Source organism: Psychrobacter sp. ANT_H56B (assembly GCF_008369245.1).
GTDB classification, from domain to species: domain Bacteria; phylum Pseudomonadota; class Gammaproteobacteria; order Pseudomonadales; family Moraxellaceae; genus Psychrobacter; species Psychrobacter cryohalolentis.
In genome coordinates, this window is the sequence record NZ_VOBF01000003.1 from 51,657 (window position 1) to 70,563 (window position 18,907).

The 18,907-nt window shown below is 41.8% G+C and carries 14 protein-coding genes; 1 reads left to right on the forward strand and 13 read right to left on the reverse strand.

Annotation, left to right across the window (positions count from 1 at the left end; genetic code table 11):
• Positions 1 to 14 precede the first annotated feature (14 nt).
• The 9 genes from FQ082_RS05040 to fmt all read right to left on the reverse strand — a co-directional run bounded on the left by FQ082_RS05040 (position 15) and on the right by fmt (position 11,284).
• Positions 15 to 1,157, reverse strand: a complete 1,143-nt coding sequence (locus FQ082_RS05040; protein WP_149492284.1) for a metallophosphoesterase — start codon at positions 1,155 to 1,157, stop codon at positions 15 to 17.
• Positions 1,158 to 1,237: 80 nt separating this feature from the next.
• On the reverse strand, positions 1,238 to 2,191 hold the full coding sequence (locus FQ082_RS05045; protein WP_262498160.1) for a metallophosphoesterase: 954 nt from the start codon (positions 2,189 to 2,191) through the stop codon (positions 1,238 to 1,240).
• Between the two features lie 335 nt (positions 2,192 to 2,526).
• The gene (locus FQ082_RS05050) at positions 2,527 to 3,489 is read right to left on the reverse strand and encodes a TIGR01777 family oxidoreductase (RefSeq protein ID WP_149492286.1); all 963 of its coding nucleotides are present in this window, start codon (positions 3,487 to 3,489) and stop codon (positions 2,527 to 2,529) included.
• A gap of 143 nt (positions 3,490 to 3,632) precedes the next feature.
• Positions 3,633 to 4,277: an L-threonylcarbamoyladenylate synthase gene (locus tag FQ082_RS05055; RefSeq protein WP_149492287.1), complete on the reverse strand. Its 645-nt coding sequence runs from the start codon at positions 4,275 to 4,277 to the stop codon at positions 3,633 to 3,635.
• Between the two features lie 98 nt (positions 4,278 to 4,375).
• The gene (dprA, locus tag FQ082_RS05060; protein WP_011514761.1) at positions 4,376 to 5,599 is read right to left on the reverse strand and encodes a DNA-processing protein DprA; all 1,224 of its coding nucleotides are present in this window, start codon (positions 5,597 to 5,599) and stop codon (positions 4,376 to 4,378) included.
• Positions 5,600 to 5,653: 54 nt separating this feature from the next.
• Positions 5,654 to 6,751, reverse strand: coding sequence for a LysM peptidoglycan-binding domain-containing protein (locus tag FQ082_RS05065; RefSeq protein WP_226939318.1), 1,098 nt, complete (start codon positions 6,749 to 6,751; stop codon positions 5,654 to 5,656).
• A gap of 336 nt (positions 6,752 to 7,087) precedes the next feature.
• Positions 7,088 to 8,509 (reverse strand): threonine synthase, encoded by a 1,422-nt coding sequence (gene thrC / locus FQ082_RS05070; RefSeq protein WP_149492288.1) that lies wholly within the window; start codon positions 8,507 to 8,509, stop codon positions 7,088 to 7,090.
• A gap of 41 nt (positions 8,510 to 8,550) precedes the next feature.
• Positions 8,551 to 10,122, reverse strand: a complete 1,572-nt coding sequence (locus FQ082_RS05075) for a transcription antitermination factor NusB (protein ID WP_133104030.1) — start codon at positions 10,120 to 10,122, stop codon at positions 8,551 to 8,553.
• A gap of 70 nt (positions 10,123 to 10,192) precedes the next feature.
• On the reverse strand, positions 10,193 to 11,284 hold the full coding sequence (gene fmt / locus FQ082_RS05080; protein WP_149492289.1) for a methionyl-tRNA formyltransferase: 1,092 nt from the start codon (positions 11,282 to 11,284) through the stop codon (positions 10,193 to 10,195).
• Between the two features lie 279 nt (positions 11,285 to 11,563).
• Here fmt and FQ082_RS05085 point away from each other — a divergent pair, with 279 nt between their 5' ends.
• A complete protein-coding gene (locus FQ082_RS05085; protein ID WP_149492290.1) occupies positions 11,564 to 14,494 on the forward strand; it encodes a response regulator in 2,931 nt (976 codons plus the stop codon).
• A gap of 137 nt (positions 14,495 to 14,631) precedes the next feature.
• On the opposite strand, the gene FQ082_RS05090 is transcribed toward FQ082_RS05085, so the two are convergent.
• The 4 genes from FQ082_RS05090 to mnmE all read right to left on the reverse strand — a co-directional run bounded on the left by FQ082_RS05090 (position 14,632) and on the right by mnmE (position 18,819).
• Positions 14,632 to 15,303, reverse strand: coding sequence for a riboflavin synthase (locus FQ082_RS05090; protein WP_149492291.1), 672 nt, complete (start codon positions 15,301 to 15,303; stop codon positions 14,632 to 14,634).
• 372 nt (positions 15,304 to 15,675) lie between these two features.
• Positions 15,676 to 16,731 (reverse strand): bifunctional diaminohydroxyphosphoribosylaminopyrimidine deaminase/5-amino-6-(5-phosphoribosylamino)uracil reductase RibD, encoded by a 1,056-nt coding sequence (gene ribD, locus FQ082_RS05095; protein WP_149492292.1) that lies wholly within the window; start codon positions 16,729 to 16,731, stop codon positions 15,676 to 15,678.
• Positions 16,732 to 16,830: 99 nt separating this feature from the next.
• Positions 16,831 to 17,289, reverse strand: a complete 459-nt coding sequence (nrdR, locus tag FQ082_RS05100; protein ID WP_020444555.1) for a transcriptional regulator NrdR — start codon at positions 17,287 to 17,289, stop codon at positions 16,831 to 16,833.
• 93 nt (positions 17,290 to 17,382) lie between these two features.
• Complete coding sequence (mnmE, locus tag FQ082_RS05105) at positions 17,383 to 18,819, reverse strand: tRNA uridine-5-carboxymethylaminomethyl(34) synthesis GTPase MnmE (protein WP_149492514.1); 1,437 nt, start codon at positions 18,817 to 18,819, stop codon at positions 17,383 to 17,385.
• Positions 18,820 to 18,907 lie beyond the last annotated feature (88 nt).

The window sequence follows — 18,907 nt, forward strand, 5'->3', positions numbered from 1 at the left end:
TATTGATCTTAAATTTAAGTACCTACATTGGTACCTGTAAGATTGATTATCCAAATCTCTGATCGGGAGCCTAGTCGAAACGGTATCCCCCAAAATCCATAGCCTGAGGACACAACAAAATGTCCTTTGCCAATGGCTTCATAGCCATAACCTAAACGGTTAATCGCGCTGACGATAAAATTAGCAGGGAATATTTGACCGTTATGGGTATGTCCTGATACTTGTAAATCTATTGGTAGCTGACTGTGTTCGATGATAGCGCTGGGTCTGTGATCTAAAAGAACCACGGGCTCAGCACTATTTACTTGTGCGAGCAGCTCAGTCGTTGCGACGCGCTGACGCTTATGATTATCAAAGCGTCCCATAAGCCATACCACTTCTCCTTGATGGCTGAAGTGTGTTGCTTCATCATTTAATAACTGCACGCCCGCCGCGCGTAAAGAGTTACTGATGGGCTGCTCATGACCATATAAATCATGATTACCCAACGTCGCATAGACACCATATGGCAAACTGGCGACAAGTTTTGCCAAGCTATCTTTCATATTATAAGTGTTAAATGCCTGTGTATTGTCATCCATGATATCGCCTGGTATCAATAAGATATCTGCTTGATACTTGCTTAGCATGGTATGCAGCCGCTCAATAGCTTTATTACCAAATAGCCGACCTAAATGTAAATCACTAGCGACCGCGATACGCAATGGATTGTTTAAAGGTTTATGAATATGAATCGACAGCTCACGCACAACGGGTATATATGCGCTATATAAAGCATATGCAAACAGCCCTATAAAAAACAGCAGCGCAAAAACGCGTAATCCAGCAGCAATTATCTCTGAATGGTCAAGCGTACTATCAAGCAAGGGGGTTAAAAGCCAAGACCCTCCATACAATATACCAGTCGCTACCGCAGTCAGTATCATGAAATGCATCACCAACATCCAACCACTCATCCAGCGATAGCTATTAGAAAATAACTTGGTAACGCTTAGTAATAATAAAACATGAGTAATTAAAAACACCCCTATCCATACCGCAATCGATGTAGTTGTCGAATCTATCCAAGGCTGCAGCCACCACTGCAAGCTGAGCGCTGCACCCGTGCTAAAAAGCTCTAGCAGCACAATAATGGTGAGAATAAAGGCGTAACGCATGAGCAAATCCTTGAGCGGGGTTTAAGCACTGTGTGTTTATTCTGAGCTAAATTCATTTAATCACAATATATTGAAGCGTATTAGGTCGGTTGTAAAGTAATCAACCAAATCTCAGAGCGCGTTCCTAACCTAAATGGCACTGCTCCAATACCATAGCCTGAAGTGACCAAAAACTGGCTACCATTTACTGCTTTAAAGCCATAAACCAAAGGCGTAAACCATTTTAGTAAAACGGTTAAAGGAAATATTTGACCGCCATGGGTATGCCCTGATAAATGTAAATCAACTGGCAAGTCCTTTATTTCTGCTAAAGCCTCAGGACTATGCTCCAAAAACAGCACTGGTTTATCAGTTTGAATGTCACCCATCAAATCTGCTGCCGCAGGACGCTTAGGGTCTGTCGCATCTGAACGCCCAACCAGCAATACAGCATCATCCAACCATACACTTTTATTATCAATCACCTGTATGCCGGCACGCTCAATCGCTTCGGCAATCGCAATCTCATTACCAGAGTAATCATGATTACCTAAAGTTGCATAGACACCAAGTGGCGCTCTTAATTTTGATAAATGCTCATGCATATTGGTTTTATTATAAGCATCAGTAGAATCGTTCATGACGTCACCGGCGATAAGCACCACATCAGGATTTTGCCCATCTATTAGCGCAACCATTTTATCTATCTGCTGATTACCAAACCATCTACCCAAATGGGTATCAGAAACTAAAGCTATTCTCATCGGTTTGACTAAATTTTTTTCCATTTTTACCGTCAAATGATGAATGACTGGAGAGTAGGCATTAAACACTGCCAAGCTTATAATCCCCGTATAAACAGCGACTGCAAACGCGCGAATGGATACGTTATTGAGCTTCTGTTTAAAAACCTGAGTATAAATAATAGCAATGATAGCGGTGACCAAACCAGCATACAACATAAAGCCTTGCAAAATACTGGCGGCCAGATAGACATGAAAGCGCTCTCGCCAAAACTCACTCAGCCCGTAGATAAGAAAAGTATTATTAATCACAAAAATACTGAGGACTAAACTTATACGACTAAAGCGAAATTTTGGTTTGATTAACCACCAAAATATCATACTCGTCATAAACGCCAGTAGTTGCGTACCTATTATAAAAAGCCACATAACAAAATTTAACCAGCCAAAGACGCACGTATAGTACGTCAATATTCTTACCTGTTGAAGACAGAGTTTTTGTTTATTGAAACCTGACACTATTTATGTGCTTATCCCTTTATAAAAACCAAAAAAGCGGATTGTTTCATGTGAAACAATCCGCTTTTTCAGTCTATGAAATAGCTATAGCGCTTACTATAGATTTATTATGCCAGATTTGATGAGTACTATTTTACTGCTTGTTGTTCCAAGGCTTCTTTAAGCGTTTGATGTTTAAATTCAAACCCACCATCAAGCAATGCTTTCGGCAGCACCTTCTGTCCATCAATAAGTAGTGTCGACATTTCACCAAATATCAGCTTGAGTAAAAACGCCGGCAAAGTAAAAAAGGTCGGACGATGTAGCCAAGCGCCCAATGTTTTGGTGAAAGTATGATTAGTTACAGGATTTGGCGCGGTTAAATTATAAATTTTCATGTCGTTATTGTTTGCTGGATGGAGCGTATTCTCATTAACCTGAAAAGTACTATCATCAAGCTGCTGCTCTATAATAAATGTTACTGCCGCTACCCAATCATCACGGCTGATCCAACTCATGATTTGTTGACCATTACCTAACTGCCCACCAACACCCATTTTAAAAGGGGTTAAGAGCTTGCTAAGCATACCGCCTGTAGGATGGATGACCACACCCGTACGCACAAGCGTCACTGGTACACCAAACTCAGTTGCTTGTAGCGCCAGTTGCTCCCAGTCATCGCATAACTGATGGGCAAAATCTGTCTGAAAACCACTGCTCTCGGTCAAGGGTTTATCGCCTTGATTGCCATACCAACCAATCGCTGAACCACTAACAAGCAATTTTGGCTTTACATGACTGCGGGCAACAAATGCCAGTATATTTTTTGTCGGCTTGATTCGACTGGCTAGCAATTGCTCTTTACGATCGTCACTCCAGCGCGCATCAGCAATACCTGCGCCAGCTAGATTTAAAATCACATCAAAGTATGCATCTGAATTTGCAAGTTCATCATAGGTCATCATCGTGATATCACTAGGATGTGCTTGATTACTATCACGGGTCAACCAAGTAATCTGTAACTCTTTTCCCATCTGTTGGTAGCGCCTCTGCAGCTCTTGGCTAAAAGCACTACCCAAAAATCCCGAACCACCGCTAATTAAAATATTCATCACTTATTATCCTTATTATTGATTATATTCTCATCAGTGTGACAAAAAGCACACTATGAAAACAAGGGGACAAGTGTAGACGTCAGGGCTGAGTAATAAGAAGCAGAGATAGTTATGCGAAATTTTGGCTATTAAATATTAAACTATCGAATAACTTGTCCTGTCAATGCATCGCCTATTTGGCTTGGCAATTGATAGCCTAGTGTTTCCCCTTTAAGATAACCAACGCACTCATTTGAGTTTACATTGTCACCTAAGAAATAACTCTGTGCTTCGATGAGTGACAGAGCAGGTGGCTTTCCTGATGGGTTGCAGCTTGTTGAGACGACAAAACCGTAAGGATTGCTAACTGACACCATTTGCTCACACAGTCGCTTAACCAATGGATGATCAATCACACGTACGGCAACACTACCATGAGTACCCGTAATCCACGATGGAATAGTAATCGGCAGATTTTTTGGAATAGGTAGTAGCCAAGTATGCGCTTGTTTGACAGTAGCGTCTTTCGAATCAGCTTGCCAGCTATCAAGCACCCTTTGACGTTGGTCAATACTCAAACCTTCTAGCAGAGCCGTAATGCGGCTGGGACTATCAGTGACCACAATCATCCCCTTCTCTATTGGACGCTGCTTGATATTAAGTAGCCGCATGACTGCTTGCTTATTGAATGGGTCACAACCAATGCCCCACACACTTTCGGTTGGGTAAGCAAGTAGCTGCCCCTTTTTAAGCCAAGTAGCTGCTTGTATAGTAGAGTCAGTAATAAGAGGTGTAGATAAGGACATAAATAATGCCTTTAGAACAAAGAGAATGAAAAGAGATAGCGTGAATTTATTTTACAAAAAATGCAGTGCTGCAAGTATATTTAAAAACATCAGTATCATTAAATACGTAAATAGCGTCCACCTTGGACCGTCACTGCGCCCAATAGCTCTAGCTCCATCAACTGCCCAATCAATTGTGCGGGCACAAGCTCAGTCACAAGGATAAGTGCATCCAAATCTTGACCATGCCAGTCCAACTTTTCAAACAAGGTGGTTAGATGCTCAGGTACAGTAATACTAGGCGCTGGCTTCACTTCCTGAGGTTTTATTGTTTTTTTAATGGTAGCAGACTGCTTAAATACTGACTTATCAAGACTTTGTGCTTTTGAATTATGATCAAGTTGATGCTGCTTAGACTGGCTTGGCAATTGCACACTGATATCATCCAATACTTGCTGAGGATGATAAACCAAGGTCGCACCCTCACGTATTAAATGATGGCACCCTTCAGCATTGCTATTGTCTATATGACTTGGAATTGCAAAAACTTGCTTACCTTGCTCGGATGTGAGGCGCGCAGTAATAAGCGAGCCACTTTTAATCGTTGCCTCAGTGACGATGGTCGCAAGGCTCAACCCTGCAACCAAGCGGTTGCGACGTGGAAAAGTATGCTTATGTGGTAGCGTATGCGGTAATAGTTCACTGATGATGCAACCACCTTGCTCAATAATTTGGCTAAACAGACGATCATGATGATTGGGATAATTGACATCAATACCCGTCCCCATAACGCCGACTGTGCGACCTTGGCACGCTACATCGGTCTGTGCCAATGCGCCAAGATGGGCGCGCTTATCCACACCAATGGCAAGTCCACTGGTAATGACGTAGCCTGCTTGTGCAAGATACTGTGCCATATCAAAGGTAATTTTTTGCGCGTGTGCCGTCGGCTTGCGACTGCCAACAATAGCGATTTGTGCCCAACGCAACAATTCACTATTACCTCGATAAAATAACAGCGGCGGTGGATCGTAGATTTCTAACAATTGAGCAGGATAATTAGGTTGGTCGGCAAATAATAGACCGTACTTTTCTTCTATCAATGCTTGTTGAATGGTATCGATGCTGGCGCGCGTTTTCTCTGGATGTTCATGACGAGTTAAATGGCTATGATGAATCCCTAGTTGACGCCACGACTCTACGCCAGCTTGCCATGCAAGCTGCGCACTATCATAGTTATGAATGAGTTTATGATAAGATGATAATGACGCATTTAACTCAAACCACAGCGCCAGTATTGCACGCTGCTCATCTGATAAAGTAAAAGTGGCTACCGTCATCATCGTATGACTCTTATAGGCTTATCTAAGATCTGCTCGCTAAAACTTGAGGCAGGGTTATAAATAAGGAGGTGGCAACAGCTGATCACCAATGCTCAGTGGCAGCTCAGACTCAAGCACATAAGCATAACTGATATTGTCAAAACTATTGAACACCATCACCATACCGCTTGGCTCACTCGGCAAACGTACCGGTGTATCATTGTCCTTAATATCACGTATGACTGCGCCTTTTTGATAAACAGTCAATACATCACCCGGCTTCGCACCATGTATGCGACCCAAGTTAATTGCCACCACACTACCTTTGGCAGCTGAGCTGATAGAATCCATCACACGAACAATCATACCACCGCGATTAACGGTTGCAGGCGTCGGATAAAAGACTGGTGGGATAGCATTGTCTAATTCAACAAATACTCGATCGCCTTCACGAACTTCTTTACCGTAACTGTCGATAAGCTGCAAGCTCGTCACGCCATTGGTTGCCGTAGACGTAACCAATCCCGTTGCCACTTGTGTGACTTCTAAACCAATGACTTTTTGCGTTTTTGGCTCGATATACATCTCGCCTTCACGGTAGATACCATAACGTTGACCTACAAGCAGTGGCACGCCTTTGGCATAAACCTTGTCACCACTAGCCGTAATTAAATTGCCTTTTTTAGAGGCTAGAATATAAGGCGTGGTATTAAAATCTTGCGGATTGACAATCAGTGTCTTATCAAGCCAATGCTGAATGGCAGACCAAGGAATCGGTGGAATGCTATTGACAGCAGAGGTAACAGCGACTGTCGTAGTCACCACATTGCCTGTTAACTGTTTTTCAATCCCTGCACAACCCTCGCCCGTATCAACGCCGATCAGAGTTTTACCTTGTATGACGCATAAAATCAAAACGTCATTAGGATAAATAAGATGAGGGTTTTTGATTTGCTTATTGGTCGCCCAAATCTCTTTCCAGCGCCATGGACTATCCAGATAACGTCCTGAGATATCCCACAAAGTATCGCCTTTTTTGACAATATAGCGATTGGGCGCATCCGCTTTAATGGTCGGCGGCGGATTATTAGCGTGGGCGGTGCTCATCAGCATTGCACCACTAAAGGTTGTCACCAATAGCGCTTTTACGATATTTTTTAAGCTCATCTTCATGGTTATATCCACAATATGTAACGCTGTTAGCGCCATAATCAAGGCTACTTAAGTTGGCTTATTTTACCTTTATTTAAAAATAACAACAAAGAATTAAGGAAAAATAAAGACTTATAGCACTTTATCATAACGTCTATAGAGCAGCTATTCAGTGTTAGTGACTGATATGAGTGACAGGTATGATTGCTAAAAAAGCGTCTGGTAAACCGATGACCTACCGACGCGATTTCTAATATTACAATTATATCCACCATAACACAATCATAAACACTTTTTTACAATAGCGTAACCTTAGACTGGATATTCATTTTAACAATTAGCTAAAAATAAAATCGACTAGGCAGGATTTGGCGTGACTTGTTGACGAATTTGCTCAGCAACCAACTCAGCCTCATTATCAAGCACCACCACATGTTGCGGTAAGCTCTCTAAACCTTCAGTATGGGCTGGACGAGCAATATCTATTTGACCTATTGCTTCAACGATCGTATCGGCAAACTTAACCGGTAACGCTGTTTCAGCACAAACAATCACTTCACCTTCGCGCTGCAACTCTTTAGCGACCTTAATACCATCAGCTGTATGTGGATCGACTAGTTCACCATACTGCTCATAAAGCGCTTTAATGGTTTGTAAACGGTCATTGTGGGTCGACTTACCTGCTGCAAAACCGTAGCGAGTGTTGACCGCCTCCATCAAATCAGGCAAATCAAAACCTTGACCAGATTTCACACCTTCAAATAATTCATGGACGCGGGCGCTATCTTTATCTAGTAACAAATAAACAAAACGCTCAAAGTTAGAAGCTTTAGAGATATCCATTGAAGGACTTGAAGTAATATAGGTTTTGGCAGTCGGACGTGGCTGATACGCACCTTGATTAAAAAAGTCGTTCAGTACATCGTTTTCGTTGGTTGCGACGATTAGACGATCAACTGGCAGCCCCATTTCACGTGCAATATGACCAGCACAAATATTACCAAAGTTGCCTGATGGCACGCTAAAACTAACCCTTTCGTCGTTACTTGAAGTCACGGCAAAGTAAGCTTTAAAATAATAAACGATTTGCGCTAGGATACGACCCCAGTTAATAGAGTTAACCGTACCTAAATTATAAGCCGCTTTGAAATCAGCATCTTGTTGTAGCGCTTTAACAATATCCTGGCAATCATCAAACATACCTTCGATGGCGATATTATGAATATTTTTATCAGTCAAGCTATACATCTGCGCGCGCTGAAATTCGCTCATTTTGCCGTGCGGTGACAGCATAAAGACTTCGATATTTTCTTTACCGCGTAGTGCATATTCTGCCGCACTGCCCGTATCGCCACTGGTTGCACCAATAATAGTAATACGCGCGTCTTTTCTTTTGAGCACATATTCAAAGGCATTACCTAAAAACTGCATGGCAACATCTTTAAATGCCAATGTCGGACCGTTCGACAAGCCTAAAATGTATAAATCATCTTCAAGCTTGCGGACAGGAACAATCTCATCAGAGCCAAATATATCAGCGGTATAAGTGCGCTCAATAATATCCTGCAGATCAGCCGCAGGAATATCGGTCGCAAAGCGCTGCATAATCGCCATCGCAAGCTGTGGGTAGCTCAGCGCGCGCCACTCAGCAAGCGTCGCACTATCAATATTCGGATAATGCTCAGGCAACATCAAACCACCGTCTGGTGCAAGACCCATTAATAACACATCACTAAAATCCATCGGCGCTGTCTGACCACGGGTACTGATATATTTCATTAGATTGTCCTGTCTACAATGAGATGATTAATTAAAACAGTTTATTCAGCAGTTTTGTGCAGCAAGGCATAATAAAAACCATCACCACTTTCGCTATCAATTGGCAAGCATTGACGACCAATCGCTTGTTCGATACCCCAATTACAATCGTCGCTAAATTCAATGGCTACTACATTGTTATAGTGAGTCATAAAATCCTGCATCTGCTCAACGTTTTCTTGCTTTAGAATAGAGCAAGTGACGTATAACAAATAACCGCCAACCTTAAGTTGTGGCCATAGATTATGCAAGATATCGGCTTGTAGCAATGCCGTTTGCTCGACGTCTTCTTCGGTGCGCAAGATACTGATATCAGGATGGCGACGAATCACGCCAGTCGCCGTACAAGGTGAGTCTAGCAATATAGCGTCAAATACGAGCTTGCTCTTTTTCTTACCAGCGCCTTGCCATGTCGTTGCGTCAGCACAGACGATATTTAGCTCGATATTTTTCTCAGCTTGCTGTAAGTCGTGCTGACTTAAGTTCAAGCGTTGTAAATTGGTATGAATACGCTCGATACGTGGCGCTTCACTATCTATCGCAGTAATTTTTACTTTTGAAACTACATTAATTGACTCATCGTTTTGTTTCACGTGAAACAGCGAAGACTCTTTTGAGCTAATTAATTCTAACCAATGAGCAAGCTTACCACCCGGTGCTGCACAAGCATCTAAAATACGGACTTCGTCGTTGCTTGTATCTACATCGCCGTCTGTATCATTGTTTTTAATACTCAGTTTATTAAGTAGAGCATTATGGATAAGCGGCGCTGCAAGCTGAGCATGCATATCTTGTACACTAGCAGCGCCTTCAGCGAATTGAGGCAAAGCATTGACTGCGGTACTTTGATGCAATCTTAACCCTTTGGTTAATATGCTATTAGATGTCGCTGTATCCGACGATTTCTCAAGTTGTAAACCACTCGTTAGCTCAACCAAATCTGCTTCAACTTCAAATTCTACTAATGCTTGCTGGTAATCTTCTACCGAGGTAACCGCTGTATTCACTCGCAAAAACATTGGCGCAGGTTGACGTAGACCCTGCATCAAATCGTCATACTGCTCACTCCAATCTTGCTTAAGCTGATAGGCAAGCCAATTCGGTAAGCTGTGTTTTTTATCGCACTTCTTGCGGAACTTACTTGGGTTTTTAGCAACTTTACGCAAGATGGCATTGATTAAACCCGTCGCATGCGCAAATTCGATTTCTTTTGCTGCTTCAACCGTTTCATGAATTGCCGCATGGTCAGCCACTTGCAAATAGAGCAGCTGCGTCAAACCCACTTGAATAGTCGTACGTACTTCTTTTTCATCAATCGAGTTATCAGCCAGACTATCGAGTAGACGCTCAAGGGCATACCACTGGCGCAACGTGGTTAGCAATAACGCATGAGCAAAACCCTTATCACCGTCATGCAAACTGTTTAGTAACGGGTCAAGGACGCTTGCAAGCGACTGACCATTTTGAATCGCTAGTAAAGTACGAATGACACGGACGCGGACGCTACCATTCATGATAAGGTTGCTTGACGGTTTAAGCTTGTTGTTTCTTGGCGCAGTGCTGTTTTGTCTCATTAAATTGAATTTCCTTGACATCTAATAATTAGCGTCTTGTGCGATTTGGATTGTGTACGGCTAAATGAAATTATTTTGTCTCTTTACTAAACTGGTCGCCATCATTGAGCTGATTGCCATGGCAGATTTGTTCGGCGCTCACAGGTTTGCTGCCTGCAAACTGTAGCTGAGTAACAGCTAAAGTACTGGCTTGCAGCGTATTAGCGTCTATATTAATATCAATATTATCGTTATGACCACAAGCGATTAAAATCGCCTTGCGCCCAACGCTAATAACTGTACCTGCTTGTTTATCGGTTGGTTGCGATGCATTCACAGGCAAGCTGGCTAAAATTTTGACACGCTGACCTGCCAAAAAAGTATAAGCACCAGGCCAAGGATTTAAGCCACGAATTTGTCGTTCAATCACAGTGGCAGACTGCGTCCAATCAATTTCGCCTTCAGTTTTGACTAACTTTTCAGCATAATTGGCTTGACTGTCATCTTGTACTATAGCCTGAGCTTGATAGTGTGGTAAATCTTGTAGCACAGTAATAATGGCAGTCGCACCAAGATCAGCCATTTTATCATGTAGGCTGGCAGCCGTATCATCAGACTCAATACTAGCACTGACTTTATAAAGCATGTCTCCAGTATCAAGCCCTTTATCCATCTGCATAATAGTAATGCCAGTCTCGCTATCACCAGCCAATAATGCGCGGTGAATAGGCGCTGCACCACGCCAGCGTGGTAATAATGAGGCGTGGATGTTTAAGCAACCATAAGTCGGCGTATTCAAGACACCAATAGGAAGAATCAACCCATAAGCAGCAACAATCATTACATCAGGTTGATAGTCTTGCAAAGTTTGCCTTGCTGTCACCCCTTCTACACTTGATTTTTTAAAGGTCTCTGGCTGCTCAACAGCGATATCATGTGCCAATGCTACTTGCTTGACCGCAGATGCCGCCAGCTTTTGTCCGCGGCCAGCTTTACGATCAGGCTGACTATAGACCGCCACAATACTGATATTCAATGCCTGTTGCTGCTTGATTAATGCCTCAAGACTCACAGCGGCAAACTCAGGCGTGCCAGCAAATACCACTCTTAACGGCTCTGTACACGTCGGTTTAAAGTTATCATTATTAAGAGATACATCAGGAGTACAAGCAAGTGTGGTCATAGTTTAGGCAATATTAATAAGTAATAAAGCTATTATAGGTGAGTTTGTGGCGTTGTGCCATGATTGTAATAGCCACAATCAAGCGCTACTAATGCGTCTGATTATCTTTATAATAGCAATAAGATTCAGTCTCATTTTTCACATTGTCATATACTAGCTAGCTATCAATATTGTTTATTGCTTTGTTGTAGGCTAATAATAAAGAATATAGCAGTAAAATCTAACGAAACCATTTTAAATTTACTGTGTATTATTATGCCGACTTAGGGTCATGCCTTTATGCCACAATTTCAGTCTCTGCAACGCCTGTTGGCTTTCTATACTTTGACATTACTCGCCATGTTGTCATTGTATTATTTCATCATGTTTCATGAGATGAAGAATGAGAGTAAGCAGCACAGTGTAGAGACGTTTCATACCTTGCAGTATCAGATTTCCGAGCTTAATAATCCTATAAACCCTGCCGTTAAAAAGATAGTAGAGAAGCCTTTTTTGGCAGGAATCAGTTATCAGCTGATTTTTATGATGCCCTCCGGCCAAACTTTCATTTACCATCAAACTGAAGCTGATGAACCTGAATTTACGGGGATTATGTTTCCAAGCATTGAGACTTCGCTATTATCAAATAAGAATACTCATAGCACCTATACGTTATCCAATGATAAACTAGTCGGAACCATCGAGCTTAAAAGCGGTCATAAATTTTATACCATTTTGCGTCATAAGCCGCTCAATATTAACTGGGTATCTTATCGCTATTGGTTGCCTTTAATGACCGCCATCATGTTTTTTACTTTGGCACTACTATATACCTTAAAACGCCGCGCCAATTGGGTGCAGTTACTGCTTTATACCGACAACTTAAGCAGTCATGCAAAAGAGGCATATACACCACCACCGTTTGTCAGCAAAGAATCTACGCCTGAATTTTTGCAATTGGGTCATGCACTTAGTCGGATTAACTATCAATTGCATAACAATCATCGTCATATTACTACTCTAAAGCATCGCCTAGAGCGTTTGGTTGATCACGCCCCACTACCGATGCTGATGATTATGAGACAAGGTCAAATTAGCTTCTTTAATCAACGTTTTGAGCAAGTATTTTCGACAGCCTTTCAAAATGACAGCAATTATAAATTAACAGATTTTGTTTTTACTGAAGATGAATCCACCCAGTTACTGCTGCAACAACTAGAAAGTCTTCGTGTTACGCGTACGTTTATGGTATATGGGCTGGCTAATAAAAAAGCTTATCAGCTACATATTACCCCGTGGTTTGGTGAGCATGGTCAGGTTCACGGTTTTACCGTATTACTGAATAATGTAAATGATTTAACAAGCCAAAACGAACAGCTGCAGCAACAAAATATAGAAATACAGCGACAACTTGATGAATTTAATGCACTCAAATCAACGATGGGTCATGACTTACGGCTGCCATTAGAGGCTATGATTGATACTTTAGAACCGATTGATACTAGCGTTTTGACTGTCAAAGAGCACCAGATTGTCAATACTCTGATTGAAACCAGTCATGCTATGCTTATTATGCTCAACGAGATGCTGGATATAGGGGAGATAGAAGTTCGAAAAACTCGTTTGAATATTGAAACTGTCGACATTTATAAAATAGGGCAACATGTCAGTCATTTAGTCACAAAAGATGCGAGACAACATGGGCTTGAATTACTATACTTTTTCACTCCTGATTGCCCTCGCCTCATCGATACCGACCATAAACGTCTGCAGACAATCTTACGTAACTTACTGGATAACGCTATTAGATATACCAGTTCAGGTTACGTTGTACTGACGATTGAAGCTGTGAATACAGAACAACTATCAGCCAAAAATACCATTCTGGTTAATGATTTAGTGAACGGTACAACTAATAAATTAGTGCCTGATAATACCAACAGAAAAACAAACCCAGCGCATGACTGGGTTCGCTTTAGTATCCAAGATAGTGGCATTGGCTTAGAGACAACCCAGAGAGATAAACTTCATAGTTATTTTAATCAAACAGCTCAACTAGAAAATACGCAATTAGACCAGTCGAGTTACTCGCAAAAAGCCAGCCAAATTCATACTCAAGTCAGTCAAGCAGATGTAGGACTGACAACTGCTCATAGTTTTGCTAAATTATTGGGTGGTTTTATAGAATTACACAGCACACCTGATGTTGGAAGTACCTTTGATCTTTATCTGCCTTGCCAAAATCCAAACTATCAACCCATCTACCATCTCAATCAACAGTTAACGCGATTGCATCTTATTGCCATCATCAATCAGCCACTTGCCGCTGAACATCTAAAACGCCTATGTACCCATTTATCTATAACAGTCACTATTTTTACGTCTACTGATAGCGTGACCCTACAGCAGCTCAACGACGAACTGATGCAAAACCAGCGTACACTCGCTCCAATATTGCTCCTCGACTACGATTATTATGAAAGCATTACGCTTGCTTTATCTAATCAATCAAAGATGAAAGATGAAAAAAGCATCCATGCCAATATGGTAGAGGAACAAATAAAAGAAGAAGATTTAGCAAATACGCTATCTAGCAATATTGACAAACAGCATACATTAAATCACTTATTGGCTAATGTATCGCTACCAAAGATATTACTCAGTATGAAGTCTGAGCGCCGTATCGCTTCTATACTACTAGATAGATGTGATGGATTTTTAACCAAGCCGCTAGATGTGAATTTACTGCTCTCTGAGCTACTGCGCTTAACACTTCCTACCAGACAGATACTCATACAAGCAGCAGATATTAAGTATAACGACAGCGTTGTAGTGTCAGCAGATAATAGGTCTGATGAAATCATCTCACCTCTGATTTTAGTGGTAGAAGACAGTCCTACCAATCAAAAAATTGCCTGCAAAATGCTCGCCAAACTTGGTTATCGGAGCGTGGTGGCAGAAGACGGTCAGCAAGCATTAGATATACTGCAAGCGCAGCGTCAAGAGATTGATCTTATTCTGATGGATTGCCGGATGCCAGTGATGGATGGATTGCAAGCAACTCAGGCAATTAGAGCGCAAGGCGATGATATTCCTATCGTTGCACTTACAGCGAACAATACTGAAGAAGACCGCTCAGCGTGCTTAAAGGTAGGTATGGATGAGTTTTTAGCCAAACCTATTAATAAGGATAAACTACAAGACGTCTTAACAGCACTAATTAAACCCTAAAAAATACTACTAAAACTCATAAAGAATGTTAGTGATCACTTATACAAAACCATGCTAAAACAAGATAGCTTCTATACTTTTCACTTACTGCTAATATAAAATTTGCAGCAAGATAAGACTGTTGTATCAAATATGACTTACTTCATAAAGCCATTATCTGCTAAAAAAGCTTCAGTAATATTGCTTTGCGGGCTAATATTTGCAGTGTCTTCCTGCGACTTATTTAATAAACGCTCCAAATACCTAGCCACAATATCTACCTCCACATTGACCTTGTCTCCTACCAACCAATGCTGTGCAATATTGGTCACTTGAGCTGTATGGGGAATGATATTGAGTGAAACAATATTATCACGCACTAAGTTAGTCGTGAGGCTAATACCATCAAGAGTAATAGATCCTTTCGTCGCTGTATAATGCGCCAGCTCTTTTGGTATCTCAATTTCGATATATATAGAACGTGCATCCTTTTGCAACTTACTAACGACCCCTACTCCATCGACATGACCTGCGACAATATGCCCGCCAAAACGTGTAGTCGGTAGCATTGCCTTCTCTAAGTTGACAATATGCCCCGGTTTCAAATCTTCTAGCGCTGTTCGCGCTATAGTTTCACGTGAAACATCAACGGAGTAATGATTACTACCGAAATCTACAACCGTCAGACAGATACCGTTAGAAGCTATAGAGTCTCCAAGCTTCACATCGCTAAAATCTAAGCCATCAGACTCTATAGTCAAGCGAATGTCGCCGCCTGTAGATTGCATCGACTTAACCTTTCCCACACTTTCTATAATTCCGGTAAACATATCAACCTCTTCTCATTGTTTTATTGTCGTTATGGATAGCTTTTCTCAGCAATAAACGTGCTATATCACATATATTTTGGGATAAACTGTGGATAAGTAATGGATAACACTTGCCTGTAAGCTTAAAAACCTTAGTTATTAACAAGTTATCCACAATTCATATTGTTTTCACTCAATATTTGCATACCTAATCCCTACAATGCAAGTAGTTGATTTTACTATAATTTATTTATAAAAATAACGTTCAACCAAAATAAAAAGTTTCATGTGGAACAAAGTTATACACAGTTTCATGTGAAACTAATATGAGCAGTCATTATTTATGCCTAACCATCATATCTTGCATTAAGAGTGTGGATAGATAATTAACAATTAAATGGGTAATAAGGTCAATTTCAGATCAGAACCAAGCTGTTCATGACATTGAATATCAAAACGCAATTGCTGAGCTAGCGATAAGGGATTAATATCAACCATCGCTCGCGCTTTTTGCCCTAACAGACATGGCGCTTGATACACAATCAACTCATCTACCAATTGCTGTTGTAAGAAGCTACCAGCAACACTGGCACCTGCTTCTATCAATACGTCATAACACTGATACTCAGTGACTAACACCTTTAATAACTCTCTTAAATTATCTTCACGCCAATACAGTATGTCAGTACGGTGGCACAACTGGTAATCAGACTGTAGATCATGCTTTAAACGACCTCGCCTATCAAGTATCACCACTTTAGGATGTGGAACCTCTTCAATTGCTATACCTAGTTGGTTAGAGCGTACATTTAACTGAGGGTTATCGACAATAACCGTTTCGCTACCAGTAATGATAGCGCCACTTTGCGCACGCAGTTTTTGCACGTCTTCGCGCGCAGCAGGACCAGTAATCCACTTTGATTCACCTGTCGCCATCGCCGTACGACCATCAAGACTGGTCGCAATCTTAAGCCTGACATAAGGCCTTTGGGTACGCATGGCCTTTAGAAAGCCTTTATTTAACGCTTCTGCTTGCGTTTTTAATACACCAACGCTCACAGCTATACCCGCTTGTTCTAACAATTTCACACCGCGACCTCCGACCTGTGGGTTTGGATCTAGTCCAGCAACGACAACCCGTATGACGCCAGATTCTATCAGTGCTTTTGCACAAGGCGGCGTACGACCCGTATGACTACAAGGCTCTAAAGTGACATAAGCGGTAGCACCAACTGTTCTTATATCAGCATCTTTTAGAGCAAATACCTCAGCATGCGGCTGACCGGCTTTAGGATGGAAGCCTTGACCGACAACTTCCTCTGCTTGAACAATGACACACCCTACAGCAGGATTGGGTCGAGCGGTATACAAGCCAAGCTTTGCTTGCTCGATAGCAAGCATCATAAAATAGCGGTCTTTCGCATCTTGAGAATGGTCTAAATTTGACATAAAAAAGGGCTTAATAAATGATGAGATATTATTATCAATGGTTTCATGAAGTCACATAAAATTATAGGCTTAAGAAAGCATCAAAACCTTAACTCAATGTTATTTATCATTAGGGCGTATATTGGCAATCTCTTGATGAAAAGCATCAATATCCTGAAAGTCACGATAAACACTAGCAAAGCGCACATACGCAACATCATCAAGCGTTTTAAGCTCACTCATAATGATTTCGCCAAGCACTTTACTGCTGACCTCACGTTCACCCATTTGCCGTACACGCTTTTCAATCCGGCTAATCATCCCTTCTTGCTCATCGATAGTGATAGGACGTTTTTGTAGTGGTAATAAAATTGAGCGTCGTAGTTTATCATTATCATAAGGTTCAATCTTACCGCTGGACTTGATAATACGAGGCATCACCACTTCGACCACTTCAAAGGTGGTAAAGCGTTCTTGACAGCTATTACATGAACGACGGCGGCGCACTTGCGCACCTTCAGCAGCAAGACGCGAGTCAATTACCTTTGTCTCTGACGCATTACAATAAGGGCAATGCATACGGCTTTCCTTGTCTTTATATGAAGCACTATTAAACGAGTCATAATCCCATCTTTACAGCTACATCATTCAAATTTATAACCGTAAATAAGATTACTTACCAATGCAAAAACTGCCAAAAATCTTGCCCAACAAATCATCTGCACTAAACTCCCCGGTAATCTCGCCCAGACTATGCTGAGCTTGACGCAAACTTTCAGCGACTAACTCACCCGCTTTAAAAACGGTTAGTTGCTCATGAGCTTCTGCTAAATATTCGGCCGTTCTTCTTAATGCATCTAAATGACGCGTACGAGCTATCAAGCTATTTTCGGGTGGATGAAACCCTACTTTGGCACACAGAGTTTCGACTAAATCATCAATACCTGCGCCTGTTTCACATGAAACATTAACTTGCTCGTAATCGCGATTATGAATCTGTTGTTGCGAAATAGAGGTTATTTCTTTGCTGCTATTATTATTTAATAAATCACTTTTATTAGCGATAATTAACAAGCGCTTGGCTTCTGGTAGCTCACCAAATAACTGCTCAGCGAGCTGTAATGGGGTACTTTCTTCTTCAAGATCACGGGTTACATCATAAACCATTAACAGCATATCTGCCTGAGCAATCGCTGTCCGCGCGCGCTCAATACCGATACGCTCGACCGTATCTTCTGTCTCGCGCAGGCCTGCCGTATCAGTCAAGTGTAGCGTCAAACCATTGAGGACAACGGTTTCTTGTAGTGTATCACGCGTTGTACCCGCCACATCAGTGACGATAGCACGCTCTTGCCCTGCCAAGCGATTCAACAAGCTTGATTTACCAGCATTAGGTCTACCTGCCAATACCACATGAATACCATCACGTAATAATTGTCCTTGCTTAGCAGTCGCCAAGACCTGCTGGATTTTTTCTTGTGTTTGTTCAAGCTTACCTTGTATGACCCCATCTGATAAAAAATCAACGTCTTCTTCATCAGGAAAATCGATGGCTGCTTCAACATGCAGACGCAGATGAATTAACTGCTCAAGTAGCTGATTAATCTTTTGTGAAAACTCGCCGCTGAGTGACCGAATAGCACTGCTAGCAGCGGCGGCGCTGGTAGCATCAATCGCATCTGCAATGGCTTCTGCCTGTACCAAATCTAACTTATCATTATCAAAGGCACGATAAGAGAACTCTCCAGCGCTGGCTTGTTTTGCCCCTAACTCAAACACACGTGCCAACAACTGATTTTGCAAAATCATGCCGCCATGACCTTGCAGTTCAATAACATCTTCGCCAGTAAACGAGTGCGGACCCTTAAAATACAGCACCAACCCTTCATCGATAACAGTACCATCTGCTTGATAAAATCGGCAGAAGCTCGCCATGCGCGGTTTAAATGCTGACTTACCTGTCAGCGTACAAGCAATGCTACACGCATGTGTGCCAGACAGACGAATAACCCCGACCCCGCCCCGTCCAAGCGGTGTAGCAATAGCGGCAATGGTAGGCAGACTCGAAAAACCGAGATTTTTTGATGACTCAGGGGCGGCTAACGCCAACTCTTGGGAATCCACAAGCACTCTCAATAACTAAAAACTCCATTATAGACGGCTTAACGCACACTGACAAAACAATCTTTAAAGAGCG